The sequence below is a fragment of the Marisediminitalea aggregata genome, from assembly GCF_900129565.1.
Classification (GTDB): domain Bacteria; phylum Pseudomonadota; class Gammaproteobacteria; order Enterobacterales; family Alteromonadaceae; genus Alteromonas; species Alteromonas aggregata.
On sequence record NZ_FQWD01000001.1, the window covers coordinates 778579 to 796316 of the forward strand.

A 17738-nucleotide genomic window follows, 5' to 3' on the forward strand; every position below is an offset into this window, starting at 1 on the left:
TTACTCTACAGGTAACACTTCCCCCAGCGCATTGCGGTGAGTGCGGTTTGCCAGACGGGATTGATAATAGTCGGCCGGCACAATGGCGCCCTTTGCGCCGATTACCACACCGGCCACTTCAGCGCCCATTGCAGCCGCATCGGCACTCGTGAAACCCGCCAGCTTTGCCGCCAGATACCCACCAATAAACGCATCACCTGCTGAGGTGGTATCTACCACGGTCTGCACCGGCGTGACTGCTACACTGACGTGCTCGTTATTGCGGTAAATCTCAACATTGTCGGCGCCGCGCTTCAGTACAATTTCGCCTATATTCATTGACTGCAGAAAACCAACAATCGCGCCTTCGTCTTTGTGCAAGTAGAGTGCTGCATGGTCGTCACCCCCGGGGAACGCAATGTCACAGGCAGCGTAAAACCGCGTAGTCCAGTCCCTTGCTTCCTGTATCGATGACCACAATAACGGGCGGTAATTTGGGTCAAACACGATAGTCGCCCCACGTTCCCGATAGCTCGCTAACGCCCTTAACAATTGCTCGCGTTGCGGCACATCCAGAATCGCAACCGTGATCCCCGATACATACACTACATCAAAACAGGTTTCCGGCAGCGTCACCAACGCCATCACGTTACGGGCTGCAGAATTATTGCGCCAGTAAGCAAAGCTGCGTTCGCCACTGGCATCGGTAGTCACCAGATACATACCAACCGTATGCGTCTGACTCTTTGCCACATAGCGGGTATCCAGTCCTTCCAGTTGCATGACATCGAGCATTTGCTGACTCAAGGCATCGGCACCCACCGCAGTGACATAGGTCACCACACAGTCGGGCAGATTACGCTTCAAATACACCGCGGTATTAAAGGTATCACCGGCAAAGCGTTTATTCAGGGTATTCGCATCCAGTGGCGAGAGCTCTACCATGCACTCACCAATGATTAAACAACTTGGCATAACGGGTTTCCGCTTAGGCTTTCAGTCGACTTTCTTTGAGCTGATAGGTATCGCGATAAATGCCGCGAGCAGCCTCTTTCGCAAACTCAGCAACCACCGGAATTTGTGATTTAGGGAAGGTCACTGCGGGCGCAGTTACTCCCACGGACGCCACCACCACACCGCGATTGTCGCGAACCGGCACAGCAAGACAACGCACATCTTTATTGTATTCGCGTTCGTCTACCGCGTACCCAAGCGCTTCAACCCGCTTGAGTTCTTCGCGTAAATCATCAATGTCGGTAATGGTGTATTCAGTGTGTTTTTCCATTGGGTGTTCCTGCAATAACAATTCAAGATTGTCGTAATACAGGAAAGCCAGGAACACTTTACCGCCGGCGGAGCAGTGCAGTTGTGCCTGCACGCCTGGCCGCTTTGACACCATCAGGGGATTAGGGCTGTCGACGACTTCTACAATTAAAATACTGCCATTGTTGGGTACAGCGAGGTGAGCAGTATGGCCACTTTTCAACGCCAGGCGCTGAATGTGAGGGATCGCAAGCTGGTGCATACGATCAGAATTAATAATGTGTAACCCCAGTTTCATGAGGTCGGTACCACAGTAGTAACGCTTTCCACGCTTTTCCAGCATTTGCTCGTTACACAGGGTTCGCAATAGCCTGAAAAGCGTTGTACGCGGTAAATCCAGTGCCACTTCCAGGTCATGCATTGTCATTCCGTTTTCGCTGTTGGCCAGCAAGCGGAAAATCTGACAGGCATGGTTAACACTCGGTATCAGGTAACGTTCCATAATCACTTCCAGGGTTACACAATTGTTAATATTGTATTATATTTTTAACAGTTTCACTATCGCAATTCATTCGGCGGGAAGCTATCCATGTCGCCATAGTCCAGGTTTTCCCCAGCCATTCCCCAAATAAATGCGTAGTTCGACGTGCCTACACCACAGTGGATTGACCACGGTGGAGACAGCACAGCCTGTTCGTTTTGTACAAAAATATGACGGGTCTCTTGAGGCTCACCCATAAAGTGACACACCGCCTGACCGTCATCTAAGTCAAAGTAAAAGTATACTTCATTGCGACGATCGTGCTGGTGAGCCGGCATGGTGTTCCACACACTGCCCGGATTCAGACGGGTCAGGCCCATTTGCAGCTGACAGGTTTCAACCACGGTGTTGATCATCAGCTGGTTTATATCACGCTCGTTAGAGGTTTCCTGACTGCCTAAGTGAAGGACCTTAGCGTCTTCACGACCAATCTTTTTATTGGTAAAGGCATGATGTGCCGGTGCCGAGTTCAGGTAGAACTTCGCAGGCTTAGCCGGGTCATTGGAGTAAAACGTGACTGACTTATTGCCTTTTGCCAGGTACAAGGCTTCTTCAGCAGCTAACGCAAACTCTTCGCCATCGGCTACCACGGTGCCGTCGCCACCCACGTTAATGATACCCAGCTCGCGACGATCCAGGAAATGTTCAGCTTTCAATGCATCCAGTGTTTCCAGCGCCAGCGGGCTGTCTGTAGGTACGGCACTGCCTACCATAAAACGCTCATAGTGACTGTAGATCCAATACACTTTACCTGGCTGCATGAGTTTGTCGGCCAGAAAGGTATCGCGTAGTTCAGTGGTGTCATAGCCTTTTACTTCACGCTGTCCTACTGCATACCTGACTTCGTACTCAGTTTTGTTTGACATAATGTCGGTTCCTCAAATGGTTTATCGGGCCAGGAATCCGCCGTCTACGGCGAGAATATGGCCATTGATGTAATTACTTGCACTGCTTGCCAGGAATACAGCAGCCCCTTGCAAATCCGCAGTCTCTCCCCAACGTGCGGCCGGGATTCGCTTCAGAATCTCCGTGCTACGCTCAGGATCGTCCTGCAGGGCCTGGGTGTTGTCGGTTCGGATATAGCCAGGCGCAATCGCGTTGACCTGCACATTGTGCTGTCCCCACTCATTCGCCAACGCCTTGGTGAGTCCTGCTACTGCGTGTTTACTGGCTGTGTAAGCCGGTACGGTAATACCGCCGCTGTAACTCAGCATAGACGCAATATTGATGATCTTTCCTTGCTGGCGCGCGACCATGGATTTGCCAATTTGCTGGCATAAAATGAAGGTCGCATCCAGGTTTACCTGTAATACGTTTTGCCAGGCTTCCAGCGGATACTCTACGGCCGGGCTACGGTATATTGTGCCGCCATTGTTTACCAAAATATCAATCTCACCAAAGGCCGCTTGTGCCTGTTCAGCCAGGGCAACCACTGCACTGGCGTCTGACAAATCAGCCGCCAACTCGGTTGCAGTGCCACCTGCCTGCTCAATCTTACTCACTGTTTCCTGACACCCTCCAACACGGCTGGCTGCACATACTACTTTGGCACCGGCGGCTGCCAGTCCCATCGCTAATGCTTGTCCAATACCTCGGCTGGCTCCTGTTACCAGGGCTACCTTGTCGACTAAACCAAAGTCTGGCTTACTCATTGATGCACACTCCTTTCTTTACCGTATTGTGAGTGGTGATAGTGTGGTCGCTGCTCCAAATGTGAAGCAAGAAAACCGCTATTGAACACGCCAAAACCGGCAATAATGTTCAAATGTGAAACTTAATTTGCCACGCCAACTTCTACCGCGTACACGTGTACCGGCCCATGCATATTCGAACGGAATACCACCCATTTTCCATCTGGCGTAAAGGTGACATTGGGCTCTAATCGATAATCGTGCTGCTGCATATTCACCAAGCGCTCTGCTTTTAACACCGCAGGCTTAATTAACTCCGCGGCATTGGGCGCACTAATGCCCGCAACATCGTTGATAGGTTCATCGCGAAACAGGTAAATCCACTTACCGTCTTCAGCGCGGGCGACCATTTCATGATCGCCACCGTCACCGGCAAATACGCTGCCGTCTGGTGAAATATTGAAGTGCACCGACCAATAATCGCGGGGCATATGACGCCATACGCGCTCACCGGTTTTTAGGTCGTAACTCGCCAGCCAGAACACTTCACCGCGAGGCGTTTGTAAGTCATAAAAAATACGCTCGCCGCTGGCATCAAAGAACTCGTGCCCGGCAATTTCCATATTCATGCTGCGGTGATGGACTTTTTGCTGACCCGTACCATCTGCGCGAATAGTCCAGATGCGATCAACTTTGTGCCAGGGCCCTTCATGGCAATACATGATTTGTTCCGGGTCATTGGGCGAAAACTGAATATGATTCAGCCAGTCTGTGGCTTTGTGAATGGTTTTCTGCTCACCGGTTTCAATGTTAAAGGTAAACATTTCCATGGGAATACGGGCTTCCAGGCGCTCGTTGATACGCACTTCTTTTGCCTCAGCAAAGGTCAGCGGCTTACCATCAGGGCCTACGGCTTCGTAGCGGGCTTCAAAACGGCTGTCGCGTGGGCCCGCCTCCATGTTGTAGGCGTGTTCTGCAAATGCCCCAATCAGTAGTGTTTCATCACTATTGATAGAGTGAATTTTGCCTTTTGGAATGGCCCCCAACTCAGTGACTTCGCCGGTATCCAGACTCACGCGCAACAACTGCGTTGGCGTCTGTAACTCATTTTTAGGGTGCACCACTTCGCCGTTTTGACGGGCAATTTGGGTCAGGTAGACACTGCGGGTTCGTTTACCTACAAACAGAATGCCTGCATCCGGGTGCTCATAAATACGCTTTACTGACAGGTCGGTTAAATCCACCACGGCCACACCGCGAGGGTTGTCTACCGAGATCACCATTTTATCGCCTTCCGCCGTATAGGCGTTCTGGTGAAAATACAGCGAACGAGAGCCCGGCTCTTCTGACAGGCGCACAATGCGGTGCCCGGTATCAGGGTCAACCCAGTCTTTGGGAATAGGCGTCGTTTCGCCTTCCAGTGTGGCTTTTTCCGCGGTAACCGTGGAAGCGACAGTCGTTTCAGCCGCTGGCTGGCAACCTGCCAGTGCAACTCCTGCTACCAGCGCAGCTAACCAGGAATACTTCATACGTGCTGGCTTCATCTTAACGGCCCACCGGGTTTTTGCCCCACAGCTGGTCGTAAGACCAACCTGAGAGATCTTCAACAATGGCTTTGTGTTCAGCCGTTGGCGGTGTTTCCTGACCACACTTAAAGCGTTCAATCTCGGTCATCAGTACTTCATGAGTTTCTTTGTTCAGCTTAAACTTGGTCGACACGTAGAATCCGAATAGCAGCACTACCAGCGGACCTGCTACCAACATGACCATAATGGTGGTGATAGCCTGCGGGTCCTGTACATCTGCCCCTGAAACAAAGCCTCCGGCCTCCAGAATGATACCCACAGACATAACCGCAACCGCTTGTGTGGCCTTACGAATAAAGGTCATTACACCGGCGAAGCTACCTTCACGACGACGCGCAGTTACGATTTGGTCGACATCGGCCATGTAGTTATAGGTATTCCAGGGAATATAGTTAAGTGCGCCACGACCCAGTCCGGCCACAATGACCCCGACAGCCAGCCACAGTGCACTGAAGCTTTCTGTGGTCAGGTACAAGGTGAGTAGCGCGATAATACCGGCGATATACAGCAAAATTGCAATGCGATACATAGATGCCGGGCCAAAGCGCATCACCAGAGGAATAGCAGCGGCAACAGCAACTAACTGGGCGATATAGGTGATCGCCATCATCTCAGACGCAATCACAACCGAACCACCAATGGCGAAGACAACAAAGTAAGTGAAGACAGCGTTAAACACGTCCTGGCTGATATACCCTCCCAGATACATGCCTAAATGCAGTCGGAAAGCGCGAATACGCAGCGTAGAGGACAGATTTTTAAACAGGGTTTTTAGTGTGCCTGCCACTGACCAGTTGTCGTCGCGTTTGACCTCTTCTTCACTGAGTTCGCTAATATCGCGTTCCCAGGTGAAGAACCACACGGTGAAGACCACCAGCATAAACACAGCAGAGAAAATAGAACCCATGATCAGGAAAGTTTCAGCAGACTCTTTACCGCCCACTACCGTGACAATCCAGCTTGGCAGGATACCGGCAAAAATCGCAGAGATTTGACCGGTAAGAATACGCGCACCCGCCAGTTTGGCTTTTTGCTTGTAGTCATCGGTCATTTCAGCCGCAAGGGTTTCATAAGGGATAATTACCGACGCATACACCAGTTCAAAGAACACGTAGGTGACCAGGTAATACCAATATTCCTGCCCACTTACCCACATCAGGGCAAAGCTGGGCAACAGGGGAATGGAGCCAATCAAAAAGACCCGGCGACGTCCAAATTTACGACCGATTTTAGTGCTGCCCAGACCATCTGAGATATGGCCAATCAACGGGCTGGCAACGGCATCTAAAATTCGAGCAATGGCAAAAATCGACGCGGCCTGTACGGCTGACAAGCCACAAAACGTGGTGTAGAAAAATAAAATCCACCCACTGATCACGGCCATTGAGCCGGCGCCCAAAATATCATTCAGGCCATAGGCTACGTAGTTTACCGGTTTAAGCTGACGTCGGGTCATGACTGCTCCTCCCTGATCGGTCTTTAAATGTAGGCGTTCATAAATTCAACCAGGGCGAGGATCGCCATGGACTGGCCATACGGCATGGAAGTCAGCGGAATATCGCGGTAACCCTGCAGATCATCAAACACCGGAGTACCAAATGACACCTGCTGTAATTCACCGGTTTCGTCGATGTTTTCCAATACCGCTTTAATGGCTTTTATGGCACATGGGGCGTACTCGTCGCTAATGTAGCCCTTGCGAACCGCTTTCAAAATGCCGTAGGCAAAACCGGCTGCCGCTGACGCCTCCAGATACGAGTCCGGGTCGTCCAGCAATGTGTGCCAAAGGCCGCCCTCGTGTTGTGTTTCCACCAGCGCTTTAACCTGGGCTTCCAGCGTTTCAATCAGGAACATACGCAGACCGTCTGTCTCTGGCAGATCCAGCAATTCAATAAATTCAGGGATAGCGATAGTGACCCAGCAGTTACCTCGCGCCCACAAAGCGTCGGCGAAGTTATGGCGGCCATCAAAGGTCCAGCCATGGAACCACAGGCCCGTTTTGCGATCGGCCAGATATTTGATGTGCAGCATGAACTGGCGTTTAGCTTCTTCAACATAGTGAGGGCGGTCTAACAACAAGCCAATTTTGGCCAGCGGCAGCACGCTCATCATTAGCGTGTCATCCCACATTTGCTGATAATTTTCAGAGTTGAACACGATATGTTGAATACCGTTTTCTTCGGTACGCGGAATACCGTCCATGATCCACTCAGCCCACACGTCAAGGTACGGCAAATAGCTGCGGTTACCGCTGCGTTCCTGCATGTAAGCCAGGGTTAAAAACGGCGACATGGTGTTCACATTTTTGGTTGGAGTACCTTCTGCGAAACGGTTCTTGAACCATTCTTCAATGATCTCGCGGGCCTTGTCGTCACCGGTGATATCCCAGTACTTTAAAAGGCCGTATAAACCAACGCCATGGGTCCATTCCCAGTCGTTCCAGCCTTTGGTATCGATAACCCGACCGTCTTCCAGTTTTAACAGAAATTCACCGGTTTCATCGGTAATATTTACCAGGTTGTCGATGAGTTTATCTATGCTTTGACGAACCGTTGCGTAGGCAATATCGTGGGCTGTTGCTGGCATGTTGAATCCTTTACCTTACAAAGTGTTAATGCGTATCAGGGTCAGTGTCGGAAAAAGAGAGAACACGCGACACGTCACCTAAAAGTTTCAAATAGGGTGAATCTGTTTCAATAAGTTAACTCTACACGAATTCACATATTGTTAACGTCGTTTAACGTTTTTGTTTCATATGCGAAATTCTTTTTCGTGATTGAACTTTTCGATAAACGTAGTGACTGCGTAAGCCCTGCAAAACGCAGGGAAGCCACAGGCTAACTGTTCGTGCAGAACAGCGCCTGCAGCGGGCACAACGCTAGTCCAGTGCATCGCCAACCAGGGCTAAGTTCTGAATGGCAGCCAGCCCCCATTGTGATGCATCATTGGTAGAAATCCATGGCGCCTCATCGATGGGATTGAGTACATCCGGCCCTTTTACGTGAGCTGTTTGCAAGCGGCTGGAAATACCCGTTTTTCCTGCAAACTCCTGCTTGGCGTCAAACTCTTTCCAGGCGCGCTTCGCGAGTTGCTTATCCCCAGAATGGTACGCGGTGTAAGCCGTCAAGCGGGAATGCGCCGCTTTGAGGTTAGGTCGCTTGGACATGCCCAACTCTGCTTCCTGAGTTTGCGCATCGGCGTTGTACAAACGGCCATACTCCATCCAGGCTTGTTTGTAAGCAGGCATATCAATGAGCTGATTGAGTTCAGTGTTTATTTCCATGAGTCCGAATACCGAGCTCAAGTGCGATATAGACGGTTTATCCAGGTCGTAGGACAGCAGTTTTTGCGCATCGACATCATAGCCAAAAGCCCCGGCAAAGAAGCCTAGCGGGTGTTCACCGATTTCCTTCATAGCGGCCACCAGACGATCGCGATACTGCGTATCACCGGTGCGCTCCCAGGCTGTCAGCCAGTTTGCTGCCGTTGATCCCCAGTCGGTACCCACACCAATCTTGGCCATACCCGGCATAGGATTTTCCCGGGCTACCTTACGGGTAGGATTTAATACGCCCAGCGCCTTGTCTGCATTAATGACTTCATTTAACACATCCCCGGTGCGATCATCACCGGTAATGTAGTAGTGGAAGCGGCGGTATGCAGCGGTACTAATACGCAACTGTTTGGCGCTACAACCCCAATGCTGTACGTTGTGGCGTGTCCCTAACCCTTTGAATTCCCCCGCGTGATAAATATCCACGTCACGATTGTGACGGGTCATATTTTCTGCCAGGTGGAAGGTGGTTGGGTCGCCGGTACGCAAGAACGAATACCACAGCCATAAATCAGGCGATAGCTCGGAGTTGTCCCAGGCATAACCCCCTATGTCATAGCGCCACACGTGACGGTCAGTATCGTAAGTGTGCATGACATCGCCGAAATTCCAGAAGCCGTACCAATGACGTTGGTCAACCTGCGAGCAATAATACTTCACCTGAAAATCCAAGCGGTCTTCAATGGCTGCTTTCGCTGGTGACGAGCGGTCGGGTAGGGTCCAAAGGCCGCCAAACACACCGGCATTCAGGTAATCTTGCGGCGCCGCAACCACCTGAGGCGCCTGGCTGATATACCTTGCCATGGCAACGGTTTGCTCGCGAGAAGGCGTACTATCCATGATGCCAAGCGTGAAGTCAGTTGTGCGCGCTACCCCGTAAGCCGAACCAAAACCCGGCTCATAGTCTTCATAAATAATGTTCAGGGCATCAAGCTGCTTGTCGTAAGTATCCTGGCCCATGCCATCGTGGTAGAAACGCACATCCATTGCAGGGGCTTCCGGCGACCAGAACCACAGGGTCGCTTCAGCCAGGTCGGAGCCCGCGTTACGCACATCCACCTGTACCGGGTGAAGCTGCCAAAAATCTCGCATACCAAATAATACGCCACCAGAGGTACCGCCAATATAAGTTGTGCCATTGGCACGTTGCCCCTGATCGGAATCAATCCAGGCATGACCAGGTTTAGTGCGTTTACGAATGGCAAAACCATTGGCCGACAGTTGCGAGAGCGTAAAGTCGTTCCACACCGGAATGTAGTGCATTCGACTGCTAACCCGTTCATCCCATTCGCTGAGCGGCGGGGTAGCTACACCCGCAATTTGCGCATCGCGTACTGATTGCCCCGGATCACGACGCAGACCAGTGATGCCTTTTACACCTTCGCCCCACAAGCCATCATTCTGACCCACAAAACGAATGTGGCGGTTATACAATTCATCGCGCTGTACCACGTTAAAACGCAGGCCCAGGCCGCGAATAAAGTCTTTCTGATCATCGCCATCGTAAATAAACGTGTGGCTGATTTTTACGGTTTCCGCGCCGGCATATGCATAAATACGTAACGTAAACGGCAACCAGCTTCGGCCTGACTCGGTAGTTTGCTTACCTTCGATTTTAATGACTGAGCGCACTGGGCCTTGCTGTTCAATCGTGACGGCATCAACAGAAGACGTAAACGCCGTTACACTGGCTGGTGATTCCGGTGTATTTTCCGGTGCGTCCTGTACCAGGCCAACCAGTCGGGCAGACCGGCCTATGACGCTGCCATTGCGGTGCATCTCGCTAATGATGTCCTGGCCGGATTTGGCGATGTGCAGGCTAATCACACCGGTATTCACCACGACGTTACCAGCCTGCTCTACAACACTCACTGCGGCTTTTGGGCTAGCCGGCTTGCCTTTAATAATTTTGAACTGTTCCCCTGGCTGACTGCCAGCGGGTATAGCGTGGGCCGTCCACTTAATACTGCCATCCGGCCAATATGCCGTCGGCCAGCTCTGCAGCGGAATGGGAGTCCCCTGTTCGCTAATTAGCGTTAAAGGTTCGCCCTTTTTCAATTCACCTTCTGCCCAGGGATGACCCCAGGTGGCACCGCCTTGATAATCCGGCGCGTTGCCGTCTACCCAACTCAGTGTGCCAGGTATACGCTTAACTGTTGGCAGTGGCATGTCATTTACAGAGGTTACCGCACACCCTGTGGCCGATAACGCCAACGGCAAAGACGCAGCAATACCGCTTTGCTTCAAAAAGGCACGTCTATCCATATTTGTTCTCCAACTGCTTGTTCTTGGTTATCGACTTAAATCGTCATTCTGTGATTGACACTATGAATGAAGTTGAGCGACTTTTTAAATATTTGTTAATTTATGATTAATTTGTACCATAAAAGAATCAAACAACGGTATTTTGCGATGAATAAATTGGTTTGATTGATTCAGATATGAAACTGGCTCACAGTGCCCAAAAACAACAACGGGATATTCCAAATGCGACAACCTATTAGCCGTCTATTTTCTGCATTTTTATTAATCGGTAGCCTGGCTGGTTGTCAGTCTGCGTCGACCAATGCAATGGCCAGCACTGAGAACAATCCGCACAAAGGCAGGTTGATATATCACAACCCAATGAATGCACCTGAGGCCGTTGCCGACTGGATAATGGAAGGGCCGGGTGAAGTTACGTTTAGTGATGGCTGGATGCGTATGTATTCGCCTGATCAGGCCATGCATCACGTTTTTTGGGCGCCAGTGCAACTACCAGACAGCTTTGTTGCCGAGTGGCAGGCACAGTCACTCAATGACGAAGCCGGGCTGGTGATTGTGTTCTTTGCGGCAAAAGGAGAGAACGGGGAAAACATCTTCGACCCGGCTTTGCCTGCCAGAGATGGGACGTTTACCCAGTACACCGAGGGCGCTATACGCAGCTACCACATTTCCTATTACGCCAATGCGGCGCACAACCCGGATAGGGGACATGCTAACCTGCGTAAAAACAATACGTTTAGCCTGCTACAGCAGGGGCAGGTAGGGATCCCAACCGACTCAACGAAAGTACATCAGATTCGTTTGATTAAGCGTCAGGCCCATATTCAGCTGTACGTTGATGACCGCCTGGTAATCGATTACACAGACAATCAACCGGTTGTTGACGGGGTTGATACCGGCCCCGCCTTAACCAACGGCTGGCTTGGATTCAGGCAAATGAAATGGACTGACTTTCAGTATCGGTCACTCCGCATCTGGACGCTTACAGACGCTTAAGCAGCGCCTCGTAAGCGGCGTTGTCCTGCTGCTTTAATCGCATCAAGTCAGCTTCAATTTTCTCGGCCAGGGTGTGCTGCTTGATGGCATTGATGTCGTCAGCCATTTTACGCAATGATGCAATCGCGTCGCCCGACTCACCGTCGGCCAGCTCCAGTACCGCCTGTGTGATCTTACCCAGTTGCCTGCCATAGCTGGCCACCTGGGTAACCACGGCTTTCTCAATTGCAGAGTCGCCAGCCAGGTTAATTTCGTATTGCGGGGAAAACCAGGTCGTTGTTGGAGAGATGTCTTTTACATCGCCACTGAGTGGCCAGTGCCAGATAAACGGATTAAACGAAAAAGGGTTAGTCAGACTTTTCATGCGCCACACTCCATATGGGTTATACCCGGATTGTAGCGCATACTGTTTATTATTTATACAAGGGTTATTCGAGATGAAAAACCTTTGTGAGTGGTGTTACCACCGGGCTGTTATCCGGGTTGTGCGCCATAATGTCGCCCATATAAGCCCACCATTTTTGCATTACCGCTGTAGCGGGCAGCGCATCCATAGTGTGATCATCTTTGCGCCACAGTACGGCGAAGAGCTGTAATGTGTCTGGATGCAGGAAAATAGAATAGTCTTCGATACCCGCTTTTTTTAGCTCATCTACCAGCTCTGGCCAAATTTCATCATGGCGTTTTTCGTACTCGGCTTCACAACCGGGATTTAACTGCATTACAAACGCGATTTTTTCCATTATCAGACTCCTGTTACCTGAATGACATGCTGTGTATAACCGTCCAAACTCAATGTTCCGCCAAGTGACTTGCCCGTGAACACATCAATGGCCTCCTTTGGTAGCGATACGCTGCGTTTGTCTGCCAGCATATTCAGAACGATCCAGATCTTTTGCCCCCGATTATTCGTGCGCGGCACAATCACTACGCCTGACGGCGTATCTGCAAGACGCGAAATACCAGCCTCGCCGGCATAATGGTGAATCAGGGTATTGAGCATGCCGTCTTTGTTGTCGCCGTGTGGCATTGCGCCTAGCAATACCAGCTTACCCTTGCCAATTCTGCGCTCGGTGACAAAAGCCAGCCCTTTGCCGCGACCTGCGGTAAGGGTTCCTACTACTTGTGTACCTTCGTGGGCAGTCATAGCGGCACACCAGCCACTTAATTCACTGCTTACACCTAACAATTCGCCTGTTGCGCCGGTGCCCGTGAGCGGCATGACATACTGTGTGGTTACACCGGCCAGTTTTTCCAGTAAGCCCAATCCAGCATCGGTAGGCACCGTATGTTCTTTGCCCCGCGTACCGGTAACCGGTCCGGCTATCCATACACCGCCTTGCTCGATAAAGTCCTTTGCCCTTAGCAGAAAGCTATCGCTAACATAGGGCATAGCAGGGGTTATCAATAACTTCAGGCCGTCCAACTCAGCGTTTTCAAAGCGCACCTCGCGGTGATAGCCCAAATCCAGCACCTGTTTGTGCCACATTTCAATCACACCTCGATAGCGTGACGGAAAACCACTGCGTTTATCCAATCCTTCAGTTTCAATCATGGCCCTGGCGTGATCTGAATAGGTAATGGCAATTGGCGGCGCATCCAGGGTTGTGTCCAGTAAAATAGGCTCAAGGCGATCTTTGGCAGCGGCGACTTTTTTCACTTCACCGTAGCCAATAGAAGGCGCATTCCAGGCACTTTTTACTGCACTGTGGGGCAGCTCAGCACCGGTGCGCTGTTGTCGCCACAACCAATAACAGAAGCCTTCACCGCCCAACGCGTAGATCAGGCTTGCTTCCGCTGCCAGGAAGCCTTCCGGGTGCATGGGTTGATGGTTGCCCAGCCAACCGTTGTGGGCGACACTGGTTTCCATTAGCCAAAAGGGTTTACCCGGAATAGCCGCGCGGTATAAGTCTGAACGAAAGGCCAGAGCAGACCACTGTGCCGCCGTAGGATAAGCATCATAAGACGCAAAGTCCTGAGCCAACATAGAGCGCTCATGATGGATATTAAACGCCGGATTGTCGTTGTGAGTGATGGGTAAATCTGAGTATTTTCGGATAGAATCACGTTGGGCCACCATAAAGTCAGCCACGCTTTCCCGGCAGAACATTTTGTACGCGGTGATAAGCGATGCGTTGTGCAAAAACGGTGTAGTGACTGACGCAGGGACTTGTTCAAACGCCGTGTAGTACTGACTCCAGATATGCGTGCCCCAGGCTTTATTCAACGCGTCGATATGCTTAAACCGCTTCTTCAACCACTTATGCCAGTTAGCAATGGCTGCATCGCTGTAGTCTTCACTAACATGCGCTTTCATTTCGTTATCGAGCTGCCAGGCAATCACCGACGGATGACGCCCTAATTCGCGCGACATTCGTTCAATAATGGTAAAACAGGCTTTGCGCACGGCCGGATGTTCATAGCTGGCATGCTGACGCGCGCCATGACTCATGATTTCCCCTTTGTCGTTCTTATGACATCGTTCCGGATGCCCGTGAGTTAGCCAGACAGGCGGGGTAGCGGTTGGGGTGCACAACACAACCTGAATACCCGCGGCATGCATTTTGTCCATGACGTTTTTGAACACCGAGAAATCAAAATTGCCTTGTGTAGGCTCCATGGTGGACCAGGCAAATTCGGCCATGCGCACCACATTAATGCCCAGTGACTGCATTTCTGCAATGTCGGCGTCAATATCGGCGTCAGGCCAGAGTTCAGGATAATAGGCGACACCGTGAATCAGTTTGTTCTGACGATAATAAGGCGCAGGCTCAGCGGCATTTACTGGCCCGGCAAGACTGCCAAGAGGCAGGCTGACTGCTCCCAGCGCAGCACTTTTACCTGCTAAAGAAAATAGCCCTCGTCGGGAAATTGATGACATGAAGATATCCTTTCAAAAACAAAAGGGGTGCCGACATCGCACCCCTGCTTACTAAGTAGTCGTTGCCGACAAATCGTTGGTATCGGATTTACTTGTTAGAACTGGTAAATCACACCCACTGAGTACTCACGGCCAGACCATTGCAGGTCAGACAGACGGCGCGGTCCAGCGGTGTAAGCTTTCACTTCACCTGTCAGGTTGCGACCATCTACATAGGCACGGAAGTTTTCGTTGAAGTTATAGATAAACTTGGCATCCAAATAACCTGAGTCTTCTACAAATACCGGGTTACCCGAGTTATCCGCTGCGCGAACCAGATACTCGTCGCGGTAGTTGTAAGCCATACGGAAACTCCAGTCGTCAGTTTCGTAGAACGCAGTCAGGTTATAACTGTTTTCAGACTGCGACGGGAACGGCAACTCTTCGCCAGTTAACGCGTTGAATAGGCCAACATCATCTGCACTCATGCGGGTATAGTTGATTGCACCACCCAGACCATTGAATGGCTCTGGTAACCAGGTGAAGATGGTTGACGCTTGCAGCTCAATCCCTTTAGTGGTGACCCCTGAGCCATTGATTTTCTGACGAACGTCGAAGTTGCGACCGTCGTTAAAGAAATCAATGTCAAAGCGGGTTTCCGCGTTAATTACCCAACTGGTGATGTCTTTTATGAAGTACGCGCCAGAGATAATGGAGTTTTCATCCGGGTACCAGTTCAATGCTACGTCGAACTGATTTGCACGGTATGGCTGCAGTGCAGGGTTGCCTGCTGTACAGTAATCGCGTAAATCGTCCAGCTCGTTACGCGATGTGCGGTAAATAGTACAGCTCGCATTCACGTTCAGGTCGGTGATTTTAGGACGCGACATTACTTTGGCAGTACCCATGTATAGTACTAATTCATCCTCAATAATGCCTAAGTTCAGGTTCAAACTTGGCAGGAAGTCATTGTAGTCTTCCTCAACGGTTTTACGGCCGTTGAACGTATCAGGGTGATCGGTATCTTCCACGCCTGGCAATGGCTCGCCAGTTACTTCATCAACCAAGACGTTGCCGTCTTCATCTACCTGGTCAACAATAATACGTTCAAAAACATCACCGTTCGCTGCCGTTTGCGTTTCGATATAACGGGCACCTATGTTACCCCATAAACGCATGCCAGCCAGTTCAGTCTCAAAGTTTGCCTGCAGATAAACCGCTTGTGTGTCTACCTGAACATCGTAGTTACCGGAGCGAACATCCAAATCTTCACGGGTAGTAAAGTCGTTTGCTACCGCCTGAATATCTTCAATGAACGGATAGGTATTGATTGCCTGATACGTACCAATGGTATTTACACCCAGGCTATAGCCGTCGAACAATTGAGGAGACTGAAAGGTATTACCCGTGATAAGGGCAATTTGGTCATCCATGGTCCATTCCATGCTCTCACCCGTTTCCGGGTTAGTATAAGTACGGCCTACATCACGAATGATGTTGTACTGATAATTTGCGTTTTCATAGCCTTGTGAGCGAACCTGCACACCAGCTCTAATCATGGTTACAAAATCTGAATCCGGAATGTAGCTGAAATCGAGTTTAGCCATGGTTTCTTCGGATTCGTCATGTGACGGTGCATACTTATAGCGAGCACGTGAGCGATAACTGGCCGGATCATTAACGTCGAATTTGTCAGACGTATCAGTCGGGTCATCTGGGTTATAGAAATAACCGGTGTTGAAATCCCACTCCGGCAAACCTTTCGCATTTAGATCAACTTGAACACCTGCTATACCGCTTGCTGTTACGTGTGTATCTTTTGAATCGATATCCTGCTCTGAACTCGAGTGCGCAACCAGGCCTTCAAGACGCCATGCATCACCATCGTATTCAAAACCTGTTTCGTACATTTGTGTCGTCTGGTCCCAGCCAAACTGCAAAGTACGGTTGGTAACGCCTGCAGCGCGTGTCTCAAAATAAGTGACATTATGTTGATCATCTACAATTACTGAATCAGGATCGACCCGAGCAGCAGATTGAGATTCGAGGTGCAAGTTTAAGTCTCTGGCTTCCTTATCACGCGTATTGTAAGTGTAACCAGCATGAACCTGTAGGTTGTCGGTGAATCGATACTGAACAACAACATTGCTACTCAGGCGGTCCTCTTCACGACCCCATATACCATATCGAGGTAACCGAGGAGAAAAGTCATACCACTGTCTTTCACATGCTGTTTGATCAGATGAGTTAACGCAATCTGCCTGATCGGTAATATCTGCAAATGCGGCGTCGTTATAAGTCTTCTCTGGAGAATTATCGTAGTCTGCAAATCTCGCCCATTCCGTGTTTCTCAACGCATGGATCATTGTGTTTTTAGTCGACTTTGTGACGTTTACCAGTACACCCAGATCATCGTTGAATTTATACACGCCAGTAACGTTAAATTTGTTGCTTGGATCATCAATCAAATCGTTAAACTGACCTTCAGCAGAAGCTGACAGGAAGTTTTCTTTGAATTCGTTTGGCTTACGGGTATTTACCTGAACCGTACCACCGATACCCCCTTCTGTAAGGCGGGCTTCTGAACCTTTGATTACGTCCAGTGATTTAATTAGCTCAGCGGCCATGTCACGGAAGTCTACCGCACGACTACCACCAAAACCTTGTGCAGTGACGTTGTTTACTTCTACGCGAAGCAGGCCTGGCTCTACACCACGAATACTGATTTGCTGACCTTCGCCAAAATCACGGTCCAGCTGAACACCAGGGATACGCTGCAAGGCTTCACCGACGTTTTTGTCTGGGAACATACCAATGTCTTCTGCTACCAGCGAGTCAGTGATAGTACCGGCCATTTTTTTACGATCCAGAGCGCTACGCTGACTGAATCGAATACCTTTAACCTCGATAACTTCTGTCGTTTCTTCTGCATTCTCTTGCTGCTCTGCTGCTTGCGCGGCAGGTTTGGTAGCCGTTGACGCTTCCTGAGCCCAAACAGGCGCGCTTGCAAAACAAGCGCCGGTAAGCAGGATAGTAGAAATGCTATTCGCGATAAGCTTACGCGTTGCAGGTAGTGAACCTTGCGTGTATGTGATGTTGCGTTCCGTGACGTTTTTCATTGTGACCTCGTTCTCTATTCAAAGACTGGTTTGCACCAACCCGAGTAAACATATTTTTAATCTTTTGTTTACATCTGTTTTGCATGCTAGTGACTGGGGGTGTATTCCGTCAACACGAAAACCTTCAAATTCAGTCACGATTCAGCACCTATAATCAAAAAATT

The 17738-nt window shown here is 50.3% G+C and carries 13 protein-coding genes; 1 reads left to right on the forward strand and 12 read right to left on the reverse strand.

Features of this window, described 5'->3' with window-relative positions; genetic code table 11:
* The 8 genes from BUB81_RS03345 to BUB81_RS03380 form a co-directional block, all read right to left on the reverse strand.
* Positions 1-954 carry a sugar kinase gene (locus BUB81_RS03345; RefSeq protein WP_073318118.1) on the reverse strand — a complete coding sequence of 318 codons (954 nt, stop codon included), beginning with the start codon at positions 952-954 and terminating at the stop codon, positions 1-3.
* Positions 955-967: 13 nt separating this feature from the next.
* Positions 968-1744, reverse strand: coding sequence for an IclR family transcriptional regulator (locus tag BUB81_RS03350; protein WP_073318121.1), 777 nt, complete (start codon positions 1742-1744; stop codon positions 968-970).
* 56 nt (positions 1745-1800) lie between these two features.
* Positions 1801-2649 (reverse strand): 5-dehydro-4-deoxy-D-glucuronate isomerase, encoded by an 849-nt coding sequence (gene kduI, locus BUB81_RS03355; RefSeq protein WP_073318125.1) that lies wholly within the window; start codon positions 2647-2649, stop codon positions 1801-1803.
* 21 nt (positions 2650-2670) lie between these two features.
* Positions 2671-3435, reverse strand: a complete 765-nt coding sequence (gene kduD, locus BUB81_RS03360; protein ID WP_073318128.1) for a 2-dehydro-3-deoxy-D-gluconate 5-dehydrogenase KduD — start codon at positions 3433-3435, stop codon at positions 2671-2673.
* 122 nt (positions 3436-3557) lie between these two features.
* Positions 3558-4958: an oligogalacturonate lyase family protein gene (locus BUB81_RS03365; RefSeq protein ID WP_217653441.1), complete on the reverse strand. Its 1401-nt coding sequence runs from the start codon at positions 4956-4958 to the stop codon at positions 3558-3560.
* Between the two features lies 1 nt (position 4959).
* Complete coding sequence (locus tag BUB81_RS03370) at positions 4960-6456, reverse strand: MFS transporter (protein ID WP_073318131.1); 1497 nt, start codon at positions 6454-6456, stop codon at positions 4960-4962.
* A 23-nt stretch (positions 6457-6479) separates the two neighbouring features.
* Positions 6480-7586 (reverse strand): beta-galactosidase BglB, encoded by a 1107-nt coding sequence (gene bglB, locus BUB81_RS03375; protein ID WP_073318134.1) that lies wholly within the window; start codon positions 7584-7586, stop codon positions 6480-6482.
* A 292-nt stretch (positions 7587-7878) separates the two neighbouring features.
* Positions 7879-10599, reverse strand: coding sequence for an exo-rhamnogalacturonan lyase family protein (locus tag BUB81_RS03380; protein ID WP_073318136.1), 2721 nt, complete (start codon positions 10597-10599; stop codon positions 7879-7881).
* Positions 10600-10821: 222 nt separating this feature from the next.
* Between BUB81_RS03380 and BUB81_RS03385 the strand changes: the two genes are divergently transcribed.
* Positions 10822-11595 carry a DUF1961 family protein gene (locus BUB81_RS03385; protein ID WP_073318139.1) on the forward strand — a complete coding sequence of 258 codons (774 nt, stop codon included), beginning with the start codon at positions 10822-10824 and terminating at the stop codon, positions 11593-11595.
* Here the strand turns inward: BUB81_RS03385 and BUB81_RS03390 are convergent.
* The 4 genes from BUB81_RS03390 to BUB81_RS03405 form a co-directional block, all read right to left on the reverse strand.
* Positions 11582-11959 (reverse strand): hypothetical protein, encoded by a 378-nt coding sequence (locus BUB81_RS03390; protein WP_073318142.1) that lies wholly within the window; start codon positions 11957-11959, stop codon positions 11582-11584. The genes BUB81_RS03385 and BUB81_RS03390 overlap by 14 nt on opposite strands.
* Positions 11960-12023: 64 nt before the next feature.
* Positions 12024-12338, reverse strand: coding sequence for an L-rhamnose mutarotase (rhaM, locus tag BUB81_RS03395; RefSeq protein WP_073318145.1), 315 nt, complete (start codon positions 12336-12338; stop codon positions 12024-12026).
* Between the two features lie 2 nt (positions 12339-12340).
* Positions 12341-14476: a beta-galactosidase gene (locus tag BUB81_RS03400; protein WP_084526180.1), complete on the reverse strand. Its 2136-nt coding sequence runs from the start codon at positions 14474-14476 to the stop codon at positions 12341-12343.
* A 95-nt stretch (positions 14477-14571) separates the two neighbouring features.
* Entirely contained in the window at positions 14572-17574 is a 3003-nt protein-coding gene (locus BUB81_RS03405) for a TonB-dependent receptor (protein WP_073318147.1), read from the reverse strand.
* Between the last annotated feature and the right edge of the window lie 164 nt (positions 17575-17738).